General features: G+C 40.9%; 21 protein-coding genes. 14 read left to right on the forward strand and 7 right to left on the reverse strand.

All coding sequences use genetic code 11. The features are described from left to right. Window positions 1–122: 122 nt before the first annotated feature. Window positions 123–1583: a CYTH domain-containing protein gene (locus tag MF4640_RS03075; RefSeq protein WP_078388645.1), complete on the reverse strand. Its 1461-nt coding sequence runs from the start codon at window positions 1581–1583 to the stop codon at window positions 123–125. A 286-nt stretch (window positions 1584–1869) separates the two neighbouring features. Here MF4640_RS03075 and MF4640_RS03080 point away from each other — a divergent pair, with 286 nt between their 5' ends. The 5 genes from MF4640_RS03080 to MF4640_RS03100 all read left to right on the forward strand — a co-directional run bounded on the left by MF4640_RS03080 (window position 1870) and on the right by MF4640_RS03100 (window position 6074). Next, entirely contained in the window at window positions 1870–2253 is a 384-nt protein-coding gene (locus MF4640_RS03080) for a DUF962 domain-containing protein (protein WP_078388646.1), read from the forward strand. Between the two features lie 518 nt (window positions 2254–2771). Then, window positions 2772–3392 (forward strand): thiamine phosphate synthase, encoded by a 621-nt coding sequence (gene thiE / locus MF4640_RS03085; RefSeq protein WP_078388647.1) that lies wholly within the window; start codon window positions 2772–2774, stop codon window positions 3390–3392. Window positions 3393–3434: 42 nt separating this feature from the next. Further along, window positions 3435–4733 (forward strand): glutamate-1-semialdehyde 2,1-aminomutase, encoded by a 1299-nt coding sequence (hemL, locus tag MF4640_RS03090; RefSeq protein WP_078388648.1) that lies wholly within the window; start codon window positions 3435–3437, stop codon window positions 4731–4733. A 145-nt stretch (window positions 4734–4878) separates the two neighbouring features. Then, complete coding sequence (locus MF4640_RS03095) at window positions 4879–5718, forward strand: hypothetical protein (RefSeq protein ID WP_078388649.1); 840 nt, start codon at window positions 4879–4881, stop codon at window positions 5716–5718. A gap of 29 nt (window positions 5719–5747) precedes the next feature. After that, on the forward strand, window positions 5748–6074 hold the full coding sequence (locus tag MF4640_RS03100) for a hypothetical protein (RefSeq protein WP_078388650.1): 327 nt from the start codon (window positions 5748–5750) through the stop codon (window positions 6072–6074). A gap of 8 nt (window positions 6075–6082) precedes the next feature. Here the strand turns inward: MF4640_RS03100 and ruvC are convergent, their stop codons facing one another. Further along, on the reverse strand, window positions 6083–6628 hold the full coding sequence (ruvC, locus tag MF4640_RS03105; protein WP_004984936.1) for a crossover junction endodeoxyribonuclease RuvC: 546 nt from the start codon (window positions 6626–6628) through the stop codon (window positions 6083–6085). Window positions 6629–6750: 122 nt separating this feature from the next. On the opposite strand from ruvC, the gene MF4640_RS03110 reads away from it, so the two are divergent. Continuing rightward, window positions 6751–7332 (forward strand): FxsA family protein, encoded by a 582-nt coding sequence (locus tag MF4640_RS03110; RefSeq protein WP_035327338.1) that lies wholly within the window; start codon window positions 6751–6753, stop codon window positions 7330–7332. Between the two features lie 131 nt (window positions 7333–7463). Continuing rightward, window positions 7464–8105, forward strand: coding sequence for a LysE family transporter (locus MF4640_RS03115; RefSeq protein WP_078388651.1), 642 nt, complete (start codon window positions 7464–7466; stop codon window positions 8103–8105). Here the strand turns inward: MF4640_RS03115 and MF4640_RS03120 are convergent. After that, window positions 8067–8279 carry a hypothetical protein gene (locus MF4640_RS03120; protein ID WP_078388652.1) on the reverse strand — a complete coding sequence of 71 codons (213 nt, stop codon included), beginning with the start codon at window positions 8277–8279 and terminating at the stop codon, window positions 8067–8069. The genes MF4640_RS03115 and MF4640_RS03120 overlap by 39 nt on opposite strands. A gap of 269 nt (window positions 8280–8548) precedes the next feature. On the opposite strand from MF4640_RS03120, the gene MF4640_RS03125 reads away from it, so the two are divergent. Continuing rightward, window positions 8549–8839 (forward strand): hypothetical protein, encoded by a 291-nt coding sequence (locus tag MF4640_RS03125; RefSeq protein WP_078388653.1) that lies wholly within the window; start codon window positions 8549–8551, stop codon window positions 8837–8839. Between the two features lie 97 nt (window positions 8840–8936). On the opposite strand, the gene metK is transcribed toward MF4640_RS03125, so the two are convergent. Continuing rightward, window positions 8937–10103 (reverse strand): methionine adenosyltransferase, encoded by a 1167-nt coding sequence (gene metK / locus MF4640_RS03130; RefSeq protein WP_004984924.1) that lies wholly within the window; start codon window positions 10101–10103, stop codon window positions 8937–8939. Between the two features lie 720 nt (window positions 10104–10823). Between metK and tkt the strand changes: the two genes are divergently transcribed. The 4 genes from tkt to MF4640_RS03150 all read left to right on the forward strand — a co-directional run bounded on the left by tkt (window position 10824) and on the right by MF4640_RS03150 (window position 14428). Then, window positions 10824–12812, forward strand: a complete 1989-nt coding sequence (gene tkt / locus MF4640_RS03135; protein WP_078388654.1) for a transketolase — start codon at window positions 10824–10826, stop codon at window positions 12810–12812. A 116-nt stretch (window positions 12813–12928) separates the two neighbouring features. Further along, window positions 12929–13144, forward strand: a complete 216-nt coding sequence (locus MF4640_RS03140) for a hypothetical protein (RefSeq protein WP_004696769.1) — start codon at window positions 12929–12931, stop codon at window positions 13142–13144. 114 nt (window positions 13145–13258) lie between these two features. Next, entirely contained in the window at window positions 13259–13708 is a 450-nt protein-coding gene (locus MF4640_RS03145; protein ID WP_078388655.1) for a GNAT family N-acetyltransferase, read from the forward strand. Window positions 13709–13831: 123 nt separating this feature from the next. Beyond that, on the forward strand, window positions 13832–14428 hold the full coding sequence (locus MF4640_RS03150) for a YceI family protein (RefSeq protein WP_004696771.1): 597 nt from the start codon (window positions 13832–13834) through the stop codon (window positions 14426–14428). Between the two features lie 103 nt (window positions 14429–14531). On the opposite strand, the gene MF4640_RS03155 is transcribed toward MF4640_RS03150, so the two are convergent. Both MF4640_RS03155 and MF4640_RS03160 read right to left on the reverse strand, forming a co-directional pair. After that, the gene (locus tag MF4640_RS03155) at window positions 14532–15236 is read right to left on the reverse strand and encodes a glutamine amidotransferase (RefSeq protein ID WP_078388696.1); all 705 of its coding nucleotides are present in this window, start codon (window positions 15234–15236) and stop codon (window positions 14532–14534) included. Between the two features lie 116 nt (window positions 15237–15352). Beyond that, window positions 15353–15916, reverse strand: coding sequence for a TetR/AcrR family transcriptional regulator (locus MF4640_RS03160; RefSeq protein WP_078388656.1), 564 nt, complete (start codon window positions 15914–15916; stop codon window positions 15353–15355). 94 nt (window positions 15917–16010) lie between these two features. Here MF4640_RS03160 and MF4640_RS03165 point away from each other — a divergent pair, with 94 nt between their 5' ends. Continuing rightward, window positions 16011–16778, forward strand: coding sequence for an SDR family oxidoreductase (locus tag MF4640_RS03165; protein WP_078388657.1), 768 nt, complete (start codon window positions 16011–16013; stop codon window positions 16776–16778). Window positions 16779–16789: 11 nt separating this feature from the next. After that, window positions 16790–17386, forward strand: a complete 597-nt coding sequence (locus MF4640_RS03170) for a 2-hydroxychromene-2-carboxylate isomerase (protein ID WP_078388658.1) — start codon at window positions 16790–16792, stop codon at window positions 17384–17386. A 66-nt stretch (window positions 17387–17452) separates the two neighbouring features. On the opposite strand, the gene eutC is transcribed toward MF4640_RS03170, so the two are convergent. Continuing rightward, entirely contained in the window at window positions 17453–18268 is an 816-nt protein-coding gene (gene eutC, locus MF4640_RS03175; protein WP_078388659.1) for an ethanolamine ammonia-lyase subunit EutC, read from the reverse strand. Between the last annotated feature and the right edge of the window lie 7 nt (window positions 18269–18275).

Raw genomic sequence — 18275 nt, forward strand, 5'->3', positions numbered from 1 at the left:
AGATAAATTAGTGGTTTGAAGCGACCAATCACGATCTTCTATCGTGGTTTTGCGGCTTATCAGGCTTTGTGGGGGACGGTAGCAGTCATGTATTTAACATGACTGCTTTGGTATACACTGCGTTATTTTAAGAATTTACGGCTGACCATGAACTGTTCTGTCGCTTCTAAAAGTTTATCGGCATAAACTTCAAGCTTTGCCGTGAGCCAACCCAAAACAAACCAATCACTGGCTTCAAGTTCGGTCTGTTGAATATATGCAGCTGAAGTCGCTAAGATTTGATATTCATGAGCGGCTTGTTGGGCATCATTCAACGCTTTACTGTATTTCTGCAAATTTTTTACATCATAAATGGACGTTAAAATAGGAAAACTAAACTTCAATTCCTTAATTTTCTGCGCCAATACATCTAAGCTTTCAAAGTGGCTAATATCTGCAGCATTTAAGCTTTCTTGTAGCTGTCGATATTGGTTTTGCAGGGTATTGTGTGCATAGGTTTTTAAATCCTGCTTTTGTACCTGATCATGTGAACTTAAACTAAAGGTCAATAATTCAAGATAATGGTGTACGTTTTGGGTCGATTTAACTAAATTTCCAAGCTTTTCTTGAGCATATAAAATGTCTTTGGCTAGATTTTCAGTAGTGGTTGGGTTTTGAAGAAAAGCACCTAGGGTACTTTGCATATGCTGCAAATGTTGTAAATGATCAAACTGATGCTTAAATGCAGCAAGTTGCATCGCCCATTTATCAGAAATATTACTATTCCAGTCTTTAAACAAAGCTAAGGTCAGTTGTAAGTGCTCTAAAGCGGTTTGAGCCTGATCAATATGGCTTTGCTCAGCAACACCTGCTGAAATTGCAGCAATATTCGGCAGTAAATGCTGCATTTGCTGACCAATCAACAAACTCAGGTTATGTGCCGCACTTTCTTTTTTCGATAAGACAAACTCTTTTTCAAAACGTGCTGGACTTACGGTTTGCTCAAGTGCCAGTAGATTACCCATTTCGGCTTTGCTGCGGACATCTAACCACAGTTGATACTTCTTCACCCATTCAAAACTAAAGGCCAAAAGCGACTGAACAGAGCCTGATTTGAGTTCGAATTCTACCTCATGGATGGTCTGTTCTCGACCAGATGCACGAACCACACCAACATCTAAACAGACTTCAATTTCAGCGTCTTCAAACTCAATGACGCGATAGGTACGTTGGATGTCCGTTTCAAAGGTGAGCTTTAACGCAGCCGCATCCGATCCTAAAGCTTGGGTTAAAATTTGCTGAGCCTCTGGCATAGCTGCATAAATGCTTAAGTCCAGTTCAGGAGATGATTCTAACTCACTCAAATGATGATTATGTTCAAAACGGTGTAAATGACTTTTACCTGCGGCTTTGAGTGTTTGAATCCAGCTAGTACCCTCAAGACGCTGACGCAAAGCAGCGCCGTGTTGGGCCAAGAGGCGATCAGGCGTGTCAAAATACTTGGCTTGAAGTTGAATCGTTTCAGATTTTTTAGGATCTAAAGCTTTAAGAAGGGCGGTACGTCGTGTTTCGCTAATCTGAAATTTTAATTCAATTTCAACCATGAAAAATTCCTAATTTGAGGGGCTAGGTCAGTGCCAAGCCTTTATGTATTTAGATGCATGATCTGTAGTTTGTTTTTATGTGCGCTAAAGGCACACCAATGGACCACTGGATTGTAGCGAAAAAGAGACAGTATGTAAGACTTGACGACACAATAAAACAAAGTTGCAGTGCGAAATTGATCAAAAAACAATTCTGTTTTTAGTGGACGCGCTCCCAGAGGCGATTGCACTTTGCAGATTGCATATTTTCAGTTATGTTGATAGAAAAACATCAGGATGATGACAGATGAATGCTCAGGTTGAACCGAAACAGGAACACGACGCTGAACCTAATTTTAAATTGCCGATTAAGGACTATCACCAGTTTTATCGTTTTTATTTAACAGAGCACCGCAACATCATGAGTCGTCGGCTACATGTTGCGGGCAGTTCGATTGGACTGTACTTTTTCTCTAAAGCCATACTTAAACGCAAGCCGTGTTATTTTATATACGGCTTAGTCTCTGGCTATGCTTGTGCGTGGGTAGGTCATTTTGTTTTTGAAAAAAATAAGCCAGCTAGTTTTAAACAGCCTTTGTATAGTTTTATTTCTGACTGGCGCATGTTTTCCGATGTTTTACGAGGAAATTTAAGCTTACAAGATCGTGCCTTGGATAAAATTCCAAGTTAGTGAAGCACTTTGTGACTTCATCATGAAAGTTTTATGAAAAGCTTGAAATTAACAGTTGCAAAGTATGAGTGAATGTTCTAATAATGAGATCGTTGTTTATATTTTCATCAAATAATATATAAGTGCTTTGAACTTCAAAGTGCTTTTAGTTTTCCAAGCCTAGAGCGACCTTCTCTAGGCTTTTTTTATGCGGATTTTAAATAAAATATGCGGCTTTTTAGCTTTTATGATGTTATTTCAACATCACTGGTTTAAAAAGCTAAAAAGCCGTATCAGATCGCTGCGTGTCTCTTATTCTTGTTATAAAGTTGTTATTTTTATTTTATTCTTGTTGCTTTCTGTATCCATTAAACTGCGAAAGCGGTGGGGCGACTATCACTGAAAATAGGTATTTTTATATAGCCTGAGCTTGGTCGCGGGATTTTTGTGCAAAGCAAAGCATTTTCAGTCCCAATTCATTAAAGAATTAGTCACCTTTAGCTTTATAATAGAACGACATAACCCAAAGGTAGAGTTAAATGCGCGGTTTATATTTAATTACAAATGATGATCCTTTAGAGCTACTTTTGGCTAAATTAGAAGGTGCAATGGCAACACGTGAAGTTGCCATTTTGCAGTATCGCCGTAAAAAAGTACCCAAAGAAGAACAGGCTTATGAAGTTGAGTATATGAAAGCGATGTGCGCTGAGTATCGTGTTCCTTTTGTGATCAATGATGACTTAGAAATGGCAGTCAAATACGGTGTTGGTGTGCATTTAGGGCAAGGTGATGGCGAAGTTGCCGAAGCTGCCGCACGCCTGCCAAAAGATGCAGTGATTGGTCGTACGTGTTTGAACTCGATTGAGCTGGCAGAGAAAGCTATTGCTGAAGGTGCAACATACGTCGCTTTTGGTGCAATTTATGCAACTGAGACCAAGCCAGAAGCTGGCAATATTGGCTTGGAGACTTTAAAAGAAGCCAAACCCAAATTGAATGTTCCGATTTGTGCGATTGGTGGCTTAACAGTTGAAAATTCAGGTGAAGTGATCGAAGCCGGTGCCGACCTTTGCGCGGTGATTAGTGATATATTAGGGCTATCAATGTCTGCGATTCCTGATCGTATAGAACAGTGGGCTGATTTATTTGCATCTAAAGCTTAAGCGTTTTTAGATGTTTTTTTATTTTTTGAGTTGAGTAACTTCATGAGCTTATCTCCAAAGCAAGAACAATTGTTTAAACAAGCAAGCAAACATATTCCGGGTGGTGTGAACTCACCTGTACGTGCATTTAATAGCGTAGGCGGAACGCCTGTCTTTATTGAAAAGGCGCAAGGTGCATACTTGTACGATGTGGATGGTAAGCGCTATGTAGACTATGTGGGCTCATGGGGACCAATGATTTTAGGTCATGCTCATCCTGAAATTATTAAAGCCGTTCAAAATGCTGCAGTGGATGGTTTAAGCTTCGGTGCACCTACCGTGCATGAAACGACTTTAGCCGACATTATTTGCGAAATTATGCCGTCAATTGAGCTGGTTCGTATGACCAACTCAGGCACTGAAGCAACCATGACCGCCATTCGTCTTGCACGTGGTTATACAGGTCGCGACAAGATTGTAAAATTTGAAGGCTGTTACCACGGTCATTCAGACTCACTGCTAGTAAAAGCAGGTTCAGGTTTGTTAACCAGCGGCGAAGGTGAAGCGACTTCAGCTGGTGTTCCTGCCGACTTTGCTAAACACACGCTTACTCTTCCATATAACGATATTGCTACTTTAAAAGAGTGCTTTGCTAAGTTTGGTTCAGAGATTGCAGGCGTGATTGTGGAGCCTGTGGCAGGAAACATGAACCTAGTCAAACCAATCGAAGGCTTCTTACAAGCGATTCGTGATGTATGTGATGAACATGGTTCTGTTTTTATCATTGATGAAGTGATGACTGGTTTCCGTGTTGGATTGGGTGGTGCGCAAGCTCACTATGGTGTGACTCCTGATTTAACCACATTGGGTAAAATTATTGGTGCAGGCTTACCCGTGGGGGCTTTTGGTGGGAAAAGAGAAGTGATGGAGTGTATTGCTCCACTGGGTAAAGTTTACCAAGCTGGAACACTGTCGGGGAATCCACTTGCAATGCGTGCAGGGATTGAGATGTTTAAACACCTGCGCCAAGATGGTTTTTATGAAAAATTGACAGCGCAGCTAGAAAAACTGCTTGTGGGTTTACAAGCCGCGGCTGATGAAGCGGGTATTGCTTTTAAAACGCAACAAGTAGGCGGTATGTTTGGTTTGTACTTTACTGATCAAGAAGACATTACTAGCTTCGACTCGATGTTAAAGTGTGATATCGATGCATTCCGTAAGTTCTTCCACGGTATGTTAGACCGTGGTGTGAACCTTGCACCATCTGCATTTGAGGCTGGCTTTATTTCAGCTGCTCATTCTGATGAAGATATTGAATTTACCCTGCAAGCAGCGAAAGAAGTTTTTGGAAGCATGAAGTAAGTATTTGTCCTTGCTAAAAAAGCTCATCTCCTTTGATGGGCTTTTTATATGATGGGTATTTTGAATAAAAAAATACTATATCTCAAATACTTTGTGTTAATTTTAGGAGTACATGAAAAAAATGAATAATTAAATAAGATGACTTATGATTTTAAATTTTCTTCGAAAGCCTATTCAGCTAAAACATTTTTTGATCTTTATACTATTGTCACCAATCATTATCGTTATTTTGAGTGTTATTGTTAGTGTATTAGAACCAAGTGATGTACTGAGCTTAAAAGAAAAACCATATGAGTGTGGAAGTTTTGGCGATCAGAAAATGCGCATTGATCGACGATATTTATTTTTTGCAAGTGTTGAATATCAAGATGTTAATTATTGGGAGAAAGGTTCTAATCCACTACATAATACCAAAGGTTGTAATGATCAAATCGGTAACGCCACATTTCTTGTGAAATGGCCAGAAATGCATCCTTCAGAAGGTTTTAGGCTTTCCTCAAATCAAATCAGTGACATCGCTTTCACTTTATCACAACGTGGCAATTGGAAGGATGAGTGGGGAGACGACAAAACGTTTTTTGATTATACGCCTTCATTGAAATTTTATTTAAGTGAACGGATGGGTGCTCGAAAAGATATGAGCATAAGTGAGATTAATTCGGAGAAGAAATTTAATGCAAGTTTGTCACTTTATGAAATAGATTTGGGAGAGCAAGATAATATTTCTAAAAAAATTTACTGGAAAGAAGAAAACGGGAAAGGCATTGGTGTAGTCATTGCGTGTGCTTCATATCCAAGTGGTGCTACGGCGTGTGAATTAAATAGTCATGTACCAAATTATGGTTTTAATACTAGTAATTTGGATATAGATTTCCATGCGGAGCTTCTGCCACATTGGGAAAAAATTCAGCGTGATTCTTTAAAATTATTTAATTCTTTTCAGATAGAAGAAAATAAAGTAAATGCTTCGGGTAAAGAACATTGATGTAGTAATGGTAAAAGTGAGGAGGAAGAATGGATAAATACTTACTGGTGGCCTTGGTGGTTGGTGCATGCATACTGTTGGTGATTTACACCCAACTTGCACCATCAGGTGGACAGAAAAATTTTAAACAAATCGTACAGCAGGCATTTAGTCGTTATAAAGTGATCGAAAAAAGCTACACCATTATGATTTGTGAGATCAACCATCGCAATGAGCCAGAAGAATTGGTCTTTATTCGTATCGATCCTGCTCAAAAGAAAAATTTACGCATTTCAGGAAGAATGCTGATAGCAACTTATCCCAAAGCACCGTCGGTACGTGAAATGCGTAAAGACTTTAAAAACCATCTCACTTAACACTTAGCTTAGCGTCGACGAGAGCTACTACGGCTGCGTCCGCGCGCCATACCGCCTAGAGCATTGAGTACAGCAAGCTTGGTCATACTGCCTGAAGCATGTGCATGACAAATAGCAGCAGCGAGAGCATCGGCGGCATCTTGCTGTGGTTTGATGCTCAGGTTTAGGAGTCTCATCACCATCATTTGTACTTGTTCTTTGTCCGCAGCGCCATAACCGACCACCGACTGTTTAATCTGGCGTGCGGTGTATTCTGCAACTTGTAGGTCAAGGTTTACCAGTGCAGCAATAGCAGCCCCGCGTGCTTGCCCTAGCTTCAGTGCGGAGTCAGGGTTTTGTGCCATAAATACTTGCTCAACTGCGGCTTCGGTTGGGCCATGAAATTTTACAATACGATCAATCCCTGCAAAAATACGTTTTAGCCGTTCAGGCATATCAGCAGCTTCGGTACGAATGGTGCCAGCATCGACAAAAATTAGTTTTTGACCTTCTTTTTGAATAATACCGTAGCCTGTGAGGCGAGAACCGGGGTCAATACCAATAATTAATGACATGCTTGCCCTTTAAAAAAAATAATATGCCCATATTGTTACATAAGCGTATCAAAAAAGCTTGATGTAGATTGAGCACTTGATTCTTGCACCTTATTCATTTTGTTGAGATTAGATTAATTTTCATGAAATTATTTCTTTTTATATTAGCTGGTGTCATTCTCGAAGTCTTCGTATGGATTGGCGTGGGTGACCTCGTTGGTAGCATGTGGTACGTGTTCTTCTGGTTTATTGCCGCTTTCTTTATTGGTATGAGCCTGATTCGTAAGTATTCAGCAGGTTTAATGCCACAAATGCAGCAAATGCAAGCGGGCCAGATGGGTGCAGATCCTGCATTAACAAACAATCTGCCAAAAATCATTGCGGGTTTTCTTTTATTGATTCCTGGCTTGGTGACAGACGTGGTTGCCGTGTTATTGCTTATTCCTGCAGTGCAAAAAGCCATGACAGGTGCACTGATGAACGTGATGATGAAACGTCAGCAAGCGATGATGGAAAAAATGATGGGTGGCATGATGGGGGATATGAATGGCATGGGCGGTGGTGCTCAAGGTCAAAACCCATTTGCAGATATCATGCGTCAGATGCAAGAAATGCAGCAACAGCAGGGCGGTTCAGCTTATCGTGACTCGAGTATTATTGATGGCGAAGCACGAGAAGTCACGCCAGATGCGAAAAAAATTGAAATGAAAGATGTGAATAAATAATTTCATACCTAATTTTAAAGCCGAGTTCTAATTCGGCTTTTTTATCTTTATGAAAATGTTTTAAGTGCTTATGATTTAAAATAAATATAACAAACGATATAATTATTTTTTAAAATTTATGCCGCTTTTTTATGTCATTGCTTTTCACGATTTGCGCATTGCATTTTGTTGCGCAGCTAAGTCCTGGTCCTGATGTTTTGCTGATTGCCAAAAGTTCAGCTTCGACTACACAAAAAAATACTTTAAAAACTATCTTAGGTATTTCCGTTGGCATCGTAGTTTGGGTGGTTTTAACCTTATTAGGTTTTACCGTACTGATCGACAAAATGCCGTGGATTCAACAAGTATTGATGGTGATTGGTGGGGTGTTCCTTGCACGTATGGGCTGGCTGATGTTGAAAGCCGGTCTCAACACAATGCAGCAAGAAGCCTTGCTAGATGATGGTCAAAAACTGCCTCCACCAAAGGCCAACCATTATTTCATGTCAGGTTTGCTGACTAACTTGTCTAACCCGAAAACACTGATTTATTTTAGTAGTGTGTTTTCACTAGCCTTGAGTTCTAGCGCAAGTCCCTATTTAAAAATGCAACTTGCGGTGATTATTCCAATCCAAACTTTTATGACTTTTGCACTGCTGATGCTGCTCTTGTCATTACCTAAAATTAAGGCGGCATATCAGCGTTCAGGGAGTTATATCGACATTTTTTCTGGCGGGTTGTTCCTAATTTTTGCTTTATGGCTTTGGTACGATGCTCTCGCAATCTACATCTAAGTCATTTTTAAGCTCTTTAGATGATGGAGCCTGTTCCAAGCTAGACACTTCGTCTTTTTTACTTTGCGCATAGCGGTTGGGCTGCAATGTCGCTTCGGTATTTTCTGAGCCCTTATAGCTACGACTGCGGTTGGCACGTTCGCGTAAACCGCCTTTTTTAATCAACTGAATCATTCTTTCTTCCTCATCGTTGCATCTTATTTTAATAAACAATCGCGAGAAAACTAAAGGGTTTTAAGCAAATATGACGGAATACGTCAAAAAACTATTATGTTACAAAATGAAATTGTCATGATTCGGTGTTATAAAGAGGAATATGCGTTAAATCAATTGATTAATCTTTCAGTGTAAGCATTGCTGACATCACTTCAGGCGAATGGCGCTTGAGTCTCAACAAATACTCACATAAGATAAATGAATCTAACATTCTGTGAGGCAGGGTGATGGACAATAAAAACAAGAAAGGACAAAAACAAGGGGGTAAAGCCATGCTCTATCAATACCACTGCGCATGTTGTGAAACAGTTGTCGCATCAACAGATAAAGAGTGTCCAAACTGTGGATCACATAATATTCGAAGTCCTTTTGGATTTTGGATTTTCTGTATTGTTGCATGTCTTGCAGCAGCGATTATCGTTAAATCTGTACAAGTCTATTTGGCCGACCGAAACAGCGAACCTGCTGCCGTGACTTCGCTCTTTGATGTACTTAACCATGACAACAAACCCAAGTAGTGGAGTTCAATGACTTCACGACTGAACTGATGCAATATTTTTCCATCAGTTCAAATAAAAAAAACCCACATTAAGCGGGTTTTTTTTAGGATCAAACTTATAGACCAGCTGAAGCTTTAAGCGCTTCCACTTTGTCTGTTTTTTCCCAAGTAAATGCAGTATCTGAACCTTCACGACCGAAGTGACCATAAGCAGCAGTTTGCTTATACATCGGTTGAATGAGGTCAAGCATACGAGTGATACCGTATGGACGTAAGTCGAAGTGTTCACGGACTAACGCAATGATCAGCTCTTCAGATACTTTTGCTGTATTGAAGGTATTGATCGAAATAGATGTTGGCTCAGCCACACCAATGGCATAAGACACTTGAATTTCACATTTGTCTGCAAGACCCGCTGCTACGATATTTTTCGCAACATAACGACCTGCATATGCAGCAGAACGGTCAACCTTAGATGGATCTTTACCAGAGAAAGCACCACCACCGTGACGTGCCATGCCACCGTAAGTGTCTACAATGATTTTACGACCTGTTAAACCACAGTCGCCCACTGGACCACCAATCACAAACATCCCTGTTGGGTTGATGTGGAATTTGGTGTCTGCATGGAACATTTCAGCAGGGATCACTTTTTTCACGATTTCTTCAATCACAGCTTCTTTTAAGTTGCTTTGAGAAATTTCAGGATCGTGCTGGGTAGATAATACGACTGCGTCTAAACGAACAGGCATGCCATTTTCATAAGCAAAAGTCACTTGGCTTTTTGCATCTGGGCGTAACCATGGTAAAGCGCCACTGCGACGTAGCTCAGCTTGCTTTTCCATTAAACGGTGTGCATATGAAATTGGAGCAGGCATAAGCACGTCAGTTTCACGGCTTGCATAACCAAACATTAAACCTTGGTCACCTGCACCTTGATCTTCAGGCTTTTGACGGTCAACACCTTGAGCAATCTCTGGTGACTGTTTACCAATCATGTTGATCACGGCACATGTTGAACCATCAAAACCAAGGTCAGAATGGTGGTAACCAATGCCATTTACGGTTTGACGAACAATCGCTTCGAAGTCCACATTTGCAGTTGTTGTGATTTCACCTGCAAGTACTACCGCACCCGTTTTTACAAGCGTTTCACAAGCAACCCGCGCATATGGGTCTTCTTTTAAGATCGCATCCAAGATAGCATCACTGATTTGGTCAGCCATTTTATCTGGATGGCCTTCGCTTACAGATTCCGAGGTAAATACAGCGTACTCGCGCATAAGTCCTATCACAGTTAATTTAAAAGACGCAATATGGTACATCGACTTAGCCGTTTGAGCCAGTTCTACACGACCAAAATGACTGAATTTATTTCAATTCAACGACTTTTTATCTGATATAAGCATCTAAAAAATTGATATAGCGTTTATTTTTAGTTCGAAATGACAAAATAACGGGTTTTGCTTCAAAGTATACAGGTACCTATTATGAGGTGTTTTGCTTTGGTTATATCTAATTGTAAAACAATAGTTTGTTTGAGTCTTTTTTGGCTTGGGTGTTAAGTGGGTAAATAAAAAATGCTCAAAATAAGCATCAGAAAATAATCGATAATCTGTAGTAATTCATGAATAATTTAAAAAAGTGAATAAAATTCACCATGAATGTTTAATTGTATGTAAAAAATACAAATGTATCTTGTGATGTGTTTGATCCTCAAGGATAACGGTTTGTTCTGATGAGTGAATAGGGTGGCCGAGCTTTGTTTTTAAAAATTGATGATTCTATCGTGTAGAATTTGACTCAGAGAAAAGCGATAGAGACATTTCTGAGTGAAATTGTTGTGATTTTAGGCAATGCCCGCATTTATTAGACATTGATGATGAATAAATAGCGAAATATTGTCCATTAGGCTTTACCCATTCCTCTTTTTTTAAGACAATACACCTATCTTTGAATTCTATTCATCTTACTCTTTAAATCATTTGTTTGGACTCTGACCTATGACAACCCCGCTTAACGAACGTCGTATTGCAAACGCAATTCGTGTATTGGCAATGGATGCTGTGCAAAAAGCAAACTCTGGACATCCAGGTGCGCCAATGGGGATGGCTGATATCGCTGATGTGGTATGGCGTGAGTTTTTCAACCATAACCCGACTAACCCACAATGGGCGAACCGTGACCGTTTTGTACTATCAAATGGTCATGGCTCTATGCTGCAATATGCGTTATTGCACCTTACGGGCTATGATTTATCAATTGAAGATTTAAAAGCATTCCGTCAACTGCACTCTAAAACGCCGGGTCACCCAGAATTAGGTTATGCACCAGGTATTGAGACTACAACTGGCCCACTTGGTCAGGGGATTGCAAACGCAGTTGGTTTTGCTCTAGCTGAAAAAACTTTAGCAGCGCAGTTCAACAAAGATGAGATGAGCGTTGTTGACCATTTCACTTACTGTTTCTTAGGTGATGGCTGTTTAATGGAAGGTGTTTCTCACGAAGCATGTTCACTTGCAGGTACACTAGGTCTGGGTAAACTGATTGCTTACTATGACGACAATGGTATTTCGATTGATGGTGAAGTAGAAGGTTGGTTCTCTGACGATACAGAGCAACGTTTCTTGGCTTATGGTTGGCAAGTACTTAAAGCTGATGGGCATGATGCAGATGCATTACGTGCTGCAACTTTGCAAGCAAAAGCTGAAACGAAAAAACCAACGATCATTATCTGTAAAACGATTATTGGTCTAGGTTCACCAAACAAGCAAGGTAAAGAAGACTGCCACGGTGCGCCGCTAGGTAATGACGAAATCGCATTAACACGTGAAGCATTGGGCTGGACTGAAGGTCCATTTGAAATTCCTGCTGACGTTTATGCAGCATGGGATGCAAAAGCAAAAGGGACGGCTTCTGAAGCGGCTTGGAATGAATTATTTGCGCAATATGCAGCAAAATATCCAACTGAAGCAGCTGAATTAAAACGTCGCCTTTCAGGTGAATTGCCAGCTGAATTCCTTGCTCAAGCAGATGCATTTATCGCAGAAACTAATGCAAAAGCTGAAACCATTGCTACGCGTAAAGCAAGCCAAAACACGTTACAAGCATTTGGTCCATTATTGCCTGAACTATTAGGCGGCTCTGCGGACTTGGCGGGTTCTAACTTAACACTTTGGAAAGGTTGCCAAGGGGTTCAAGACAATCCAGCAGGTAACTACGTACACTATGGCGTACGTGAGTTTGGTATGACTGCAATTGCAAACGGTGTTGCGCTTCACGGCGGTTTCATTCCTTATGTTGCAACATTCCTTATGTTTATGGAATATGCGCGTAATGCAGTACGTATGTCTGCGTTGATGAAACAACGTGTAATCCATGTATATACTCATGACTCAATTGGTTTGGGTGAAGATGGTCCAACGCACCAACCTGTAGAGCAAATTGCGTCTTTACGTGGTACACCAAACTTAAATACTTGGCGTCCATGTGATACAGTTGAAGCCGCTGTGTCTTGGAAATCTGCACTTGTACGCTCAGAAGGCCCAACTGCGTTGATCTTCTCTCGTCAAAACCTACCATTCCAAACACGTACAGATGCACAAATTGCAAATGTAGCGAAAGGTGGTTATGTATTGGCTGAAGAAAAAGGCGAATTAAAAGCGATTATTATTGCGACAGGTTCTGAAGTATCTTTAGCGATGGAGGCGCACGCACAACTTGAAGGTGTGCGTGTCGTGTCTATGCCATGTGCTGAAGAATTTGTGAAGCAAGATGCAGCATACCGTGAAGCGGTTCTTCCATCAAACATTCGTGCACGTGTTGCAGTTGAAGCAGCACATGTAGACTACTGGTGGAAGTTTGTAGGTTTAGACGGTCGTGTAATTGGTATGACGACTTATGGTGAATCTGCACCTGCGAAAGACTTATACCAATACTTCGGTATTACCACTGAAGCAGTTGTTGCTGCGGTAAAAGAATTGACAGCTTAATTTTTAAAAATTGACTGTTTGAAGGACGCTCCAGTTTAGGGGCGTCTTTTATTTTGAATGGCGTATATAATATGCAAGCTGCTGTTGAAGTAGCTGCATAAATTTTAGGTGATGATATGAGCTTGTACGATCAAATTCATGATGAAGTTGTATTGATGGATGCGGGCGAACAGAAGTGGATTGGACCAGATCTACCTTTGGAGGCGATGGTTGCTGTTGAACTGTTATTGCAAGATTTAGCAGAAGATAAGCAAATTAAGATCCGTCGTAAAAACCATGAAAAGCAGACAGGTATGAAGTTGATTGATCGGATTCTGATTGAAAAACTATGATGGTTGTCACGTCTTAAAGAAGCCTTATTGAAGCGATTCAATAAGGCTTTTTCTTTGTAGTGATTTCAGCTTAAATATAAGCCTTACAAAAATAAACATCACTTTGAGAACAAAATGGAAGTACACAATATTCACATTGTACTACTGACAGAAATCGATCAGTCGATCTGGATTACATTATGGCAAGCTTATCAGGCATTTTATCAGGTTGATTTATTGCAGAAGATTTCTGAAAACACGTGGCATAAATTGACTGATTCTAAGCGTGAGCATATGTATGGTTTTGCTGCACTTATAGCAGGTCGGGTTGTAGGCATTGTGCATGTGATAGAGCATGATAGCTGTTGGACGTTAAAGCCTTATGCCTACTTGCAAGATCTATTTACGCATGAGGACTATCGTGGGCTAGGGGTTGCAAGAGCTTTAATCGAACATGTCAAAATGCATACCGAAAAGCGAGCATGTGATTGGGTCTATTGGCTCACCCATCAGGATAATTTAATCTCACAGCAAATCTATAATAAAGTCGTGAAGAAGATTGGTTTTATTCAATATCGGGAGTAGGTAAGTTGCTACATTTAAAAACAATTATATCGTTCTAAAGTTGCAACATATCGTTTTATCTTTATAGATGTATTCGTTGTAGAACTCTATAGACTAAGCAGTATTCCAATGTGAGATAAAAACATGAACTTTAAAGCTTTAACAATCGGTTTGGCTGTTGCAACTGCGACTACATTTGCTATGGCAAAACCTGTGGCATATCAAATTGACCCTACGCATACAGCAACAGTTTTTACATGGAGCCACTTTGGTTTTTCAACGCCATCTGCAAACTTCAGCGACATTCAAGGCGTGATTAACGTTGATAATGCAAAACCTGCAAACTCATCGGTGAATGTAACGATTCCTTTATCTAGCTTAAACACCAACGTAAAAGCTTTAGATGAACACTTACAAGCGGCTGATTTCTTTGATGCAGCAAAATATCCAACCATCACCTTTAAAAGTACAAAAGTACAGGCTGTTGGCGCGAATAAGTACAAAATCACAGGTGATTTAACCATTAAAAATGTGACAAAGCCTGTCGTTTTAGATGCAGTGTTGAATAAACAAGGTGAGCACCCAATGACTAAAGCACAGTCAATTGGTTTCAACGCAACCACTTCATTTGACCGTTCTGCTTTTGGTGTAGGCGCATACGTGCCAAACGTGGGTGATAAAATCACTGTGAATATCACCACTGAAGCATCAGTTCCACAGCCTAAAGCTGCTGCAAAATAAGCGATTATCTACCCAAAAAAGCACCTTCATAGAGGTGCTTTTTTATGTCTGCTGTAAACTTAAAAGTTAGAGCAATAGGCGCATTGAACGGATTATGGCTGAATTATATAACGAGTGCTTTTAAATACGCTGCCAAAACTTGTCCAGAGACATGCTCTAGTTGAGCTGCAAAGCGTTGGTTGTCTGCACGTAATGCTGGAATATTGATGTTCGCTTGACGAAGTTCAGCAGTATGCCCGATTAGCCATTTTTCTAAACCATCCGCTGCGACTTCAGGATGGAACTGTAAGCCAAGAATATTTTTGCCTACACGAAAAGCTTGGTTGGGATAAACTTCTGAGCTGGCCAACAGTTCAGCTTGAGCAGGGAGTTCAAAGGTGTCTCCATGCCAATGTAGCACTTCAGTTCCTACCAGTGCTTGTAGTGGGTTCTGTTCAACGGTATTGAGCTGTAACTGACTCCAGCCAATTTCTTTGCTATGACCTGCATATACTTTTGCACCGAGTGCATATGCAATCAACTGTGCGCCTAAGCAAATTCCTACAGTCGGTAAGTTTTTTTCTAAACGAACTTTAAGTAAGTCTATTTCGTGTTGTAAGAAAGGGTAGTCTTCAATTTCATATACCCCAATTGGGCCACCTAAAATGACGGTTAGACCTGTGTAGTTTAACGCTTTAGCTAAGTCATCTTTGCCAGCTTCAAAATATCGTACCCGATAACCCAATTGATATAACACATCTTCCCATGCGCCCAAATCTTCAAAAGCAAGATGCTGAATCGCGTAAATCGTATCGGGTAGTGTCGTCATAGCTGGCTCGTTCACAGGCGTTAAAGAAGTGTAAAAATGTACAGGGAAATGCACAGAAGTTGAAGGCAAAAAATCAGAAAATATGTAGAAAAAAACTATGAACTCAATCCAAGCTTTCACTTGCGCTGTAGCATGTTTTTAATCATCCATTTACTTGAGCTTAAAATTTCCCTTTGTAGATGTTCATCCGCCATGCTACGCGCCATGACGATTGCACCGACCAGTTGACACAGTACCGCCCAAGCTTGTGTTTCACTGCCTAGATGTTGTGTAAAGAGTGCGTGACCACGAAGCATTTCCTGTTGAAAACACAGTTTTGTTGTTTCACTACTACGTGCTACCTCGGCTGCAAGAGAGGGAATAACACAACCTTGATCTGGACGTTGCACATGAGATAGCGCTAAATAGCGTTCAAGTTCGAAGTCAATCCACTCTTCGATATTGTCATGCGGATTGGCTTGCCATGCTTGAAAGCTGTGTTGCAACTCGGACTGGATCAGTGCTTCAAATAATTCATGTTTTGATGAAAAATGCGAATAAAAAGCACCACTGGTCATTTGAGCCGCTTTCATAAAACCGTCGACGCCAGTATTGGCAAAGCCTTGCTTCTTGGCCAGTTGAGCACTGATTTTAAGTAGCTCTTGACGTTTTTCTTCTTTATAGCCTGTTTTATAGCGCATAGGAGTTTCATCAAAATAAAATTGACTGATGCTGAAAACTATAACATAGTGATCGTTATGATAACGATCGTTATTTTATAAAGGGAGTGTATTTATGGATGGATTACAGCCAGAACAGCAGTTGCAAAAGGCTGATGCTAAAAAGAAAGTCGCGTTAGTGATTGGCGCAGGAGATGCTACAGGGGGTGAAATCGCGAAACGTTTTGCACGTGGTGGATACATCGCCTGCATGACGCGAAGAAATGCCGAAAAGCTCCAGCCCTTAATTGCAGAAATAGAAGTCGAAGGTGGCATGGCATATGGTTTTGCGTCTGATGCACGTAAAGAAGAGCAAGTCATCGCTTTGGTGGAAGAAATTGAAGCCAATATTGGTGAAATCGATGTTCTAGTGTTTAACATTGGGGCGAATGTGCCATGTAGTATTTTAGAAGAAACTGCACGTAAGTATTTTAAAATTTGGGAAATGGCTTGCTTCGGTGCGTTTTTGACAGGGCGTGAAGTGGCAAAGTGTATGGTCGTGCGTGAACACGGAAGTATTATTTTCACGGGTGCAACCGCAGGAATAAGGGGGGCTGCAAACTTTGCCGCTTTTGCAGGGGCGAAACATGCACTGCGTGCCTTAGCCCAAAGTATGGCACGTGAGCTTGGCCCGAAAAATATTCATGTGGCACACGTGGTGGTCGACGGGGCAATTGACACCGACTTTATTAAAGACACTTTTCCTGACATGTACGCGCGCAAAGAACAGGATGGCATATTAAATCCCGTGCATATTGCAGAAAATTATTGGCATTTGTCGCAGCAACCGCGCGATGCATGGACGCATGAGTTAGATTTAAGACCTTGGATGGAAACGTGGTAAAAGGACGAAGCATGAAAAGCGTAGAATTTTATTTTGATTTAGGCAGCCCATATAGCTATTTGGCCTACTATCGTTTACTGCAAATAGCAGAGCAGCAAGAGATTCAGATTGTGTATAAGCCTATTTTATTGGGCGGGGTGTTTAAAGCAACAGGCAATCGTAGTCCGATAGAGATTCCTGTCAAAGGGGTTTATTTAATATTAGACATGCAGCGCTGGGCGGAGTATTACCATATCCCAATGCAAATGAATCCGCATTTTCCGATGAATACTTTAACCCTAATGCGCATTTTGACAGGCGTTCAATTGTTGCATCTAGAAAAGTTCGAGCAAGTTTTGAAACTTTTATTCGATGCGATGTTTGGTACACCACAAAATCTGAATGAACCTAATGTCTTGGCAGAAGTGTTAAAACCGAGTGGGTTTTCTGTAGAAGATATCATGAGTATGGTTCAGTCGGATGTGGTGAAACAAAAACTGATCACTGAAACAGAACAGGCTATTCAACGTGGCCTTTTCGGCGCACCGACATTCTTTGTGGGTGATGAAATGTATTGGGGGCAAGATCGTCTACATTTTGTAGAACAAGCGCTGAATAAAGCAAGCTAAAAAAACTAAATCAACATAACATGCTATTTAAGATCAGCCGTAAAATCACGGCTGATCTGCTCCAAATTAGAATAATCGTTTAGGCGTATGTTCCGTGTCTAGACTGACCATTTCATGTTCATCTTTTAAGTCTACACCTGAGTAGCCGAGTTTCTTAGAGCCACGCATGAGAGACATTAGTCGTTGTACTGCAACAGGAATGCTTAAGCCTGCAGGTCGAACATTTGAAATACAGTTCCGTTTAGCATCCAAAGTACCTGAGGCTGCTTTCCATGTATAGTAAATGCCCATACTATCAGGTGAGCTTAGGCCAGGCCTTTCGCCAATCAGCATCACGAGCATAGTCGCGTGTAGGCACTCTGCAACTGGATCACCCAAAGCGACTCGGCTTCCAGTAGCAATAACCATCGGTGCAATGCTCCAGTGTTCCGCTTGCAACTGCGGGATAAGGTGTTGAATAAAAGGCACTGCATTTTCTTCAATTGCCCGTGCAGATAGTCCATCACCAATCACAATGCAGACATCATAGTTTTGCGGGTTGCTGGCTTTAAAGACCTCTAAGCCATGTTGTGAAGCTGGACTTAACAGGCGACCTAGGTCAGGACGTTTTAAGTATTCTTGTTTATTTTCAGCTTGACTGTGTACCGTCAGACTATCCAAACCTAGTGTATTAAAACTTGCAACTAAGTGTTCGACATCTAAAGCTTGATGTACCGCATCTTGCGCTTCCGCATGCGCTAGTTGAAATTTCAGCAGTTCATGGGTCGGGATGCTACAGCCTGCACGTCCAATGGCGATACGAGCATCGGTAAATTTCTTTAAATTTTCCCAAACATCCTGATGTTGTTCAGATTGATAGTTTTCTAGAGGAACAAGTGACATAAGTTGC

The organism is Acinetobacter sp. MF4640 (assembly GCF_002018895.1).
Lineage (GTDB): Bacteria > Pseudomonadota > Gammaproteobacteria > Pseudomonadales > Moraxellaceae > Acinetobacter > Acinetobacter johnsonii.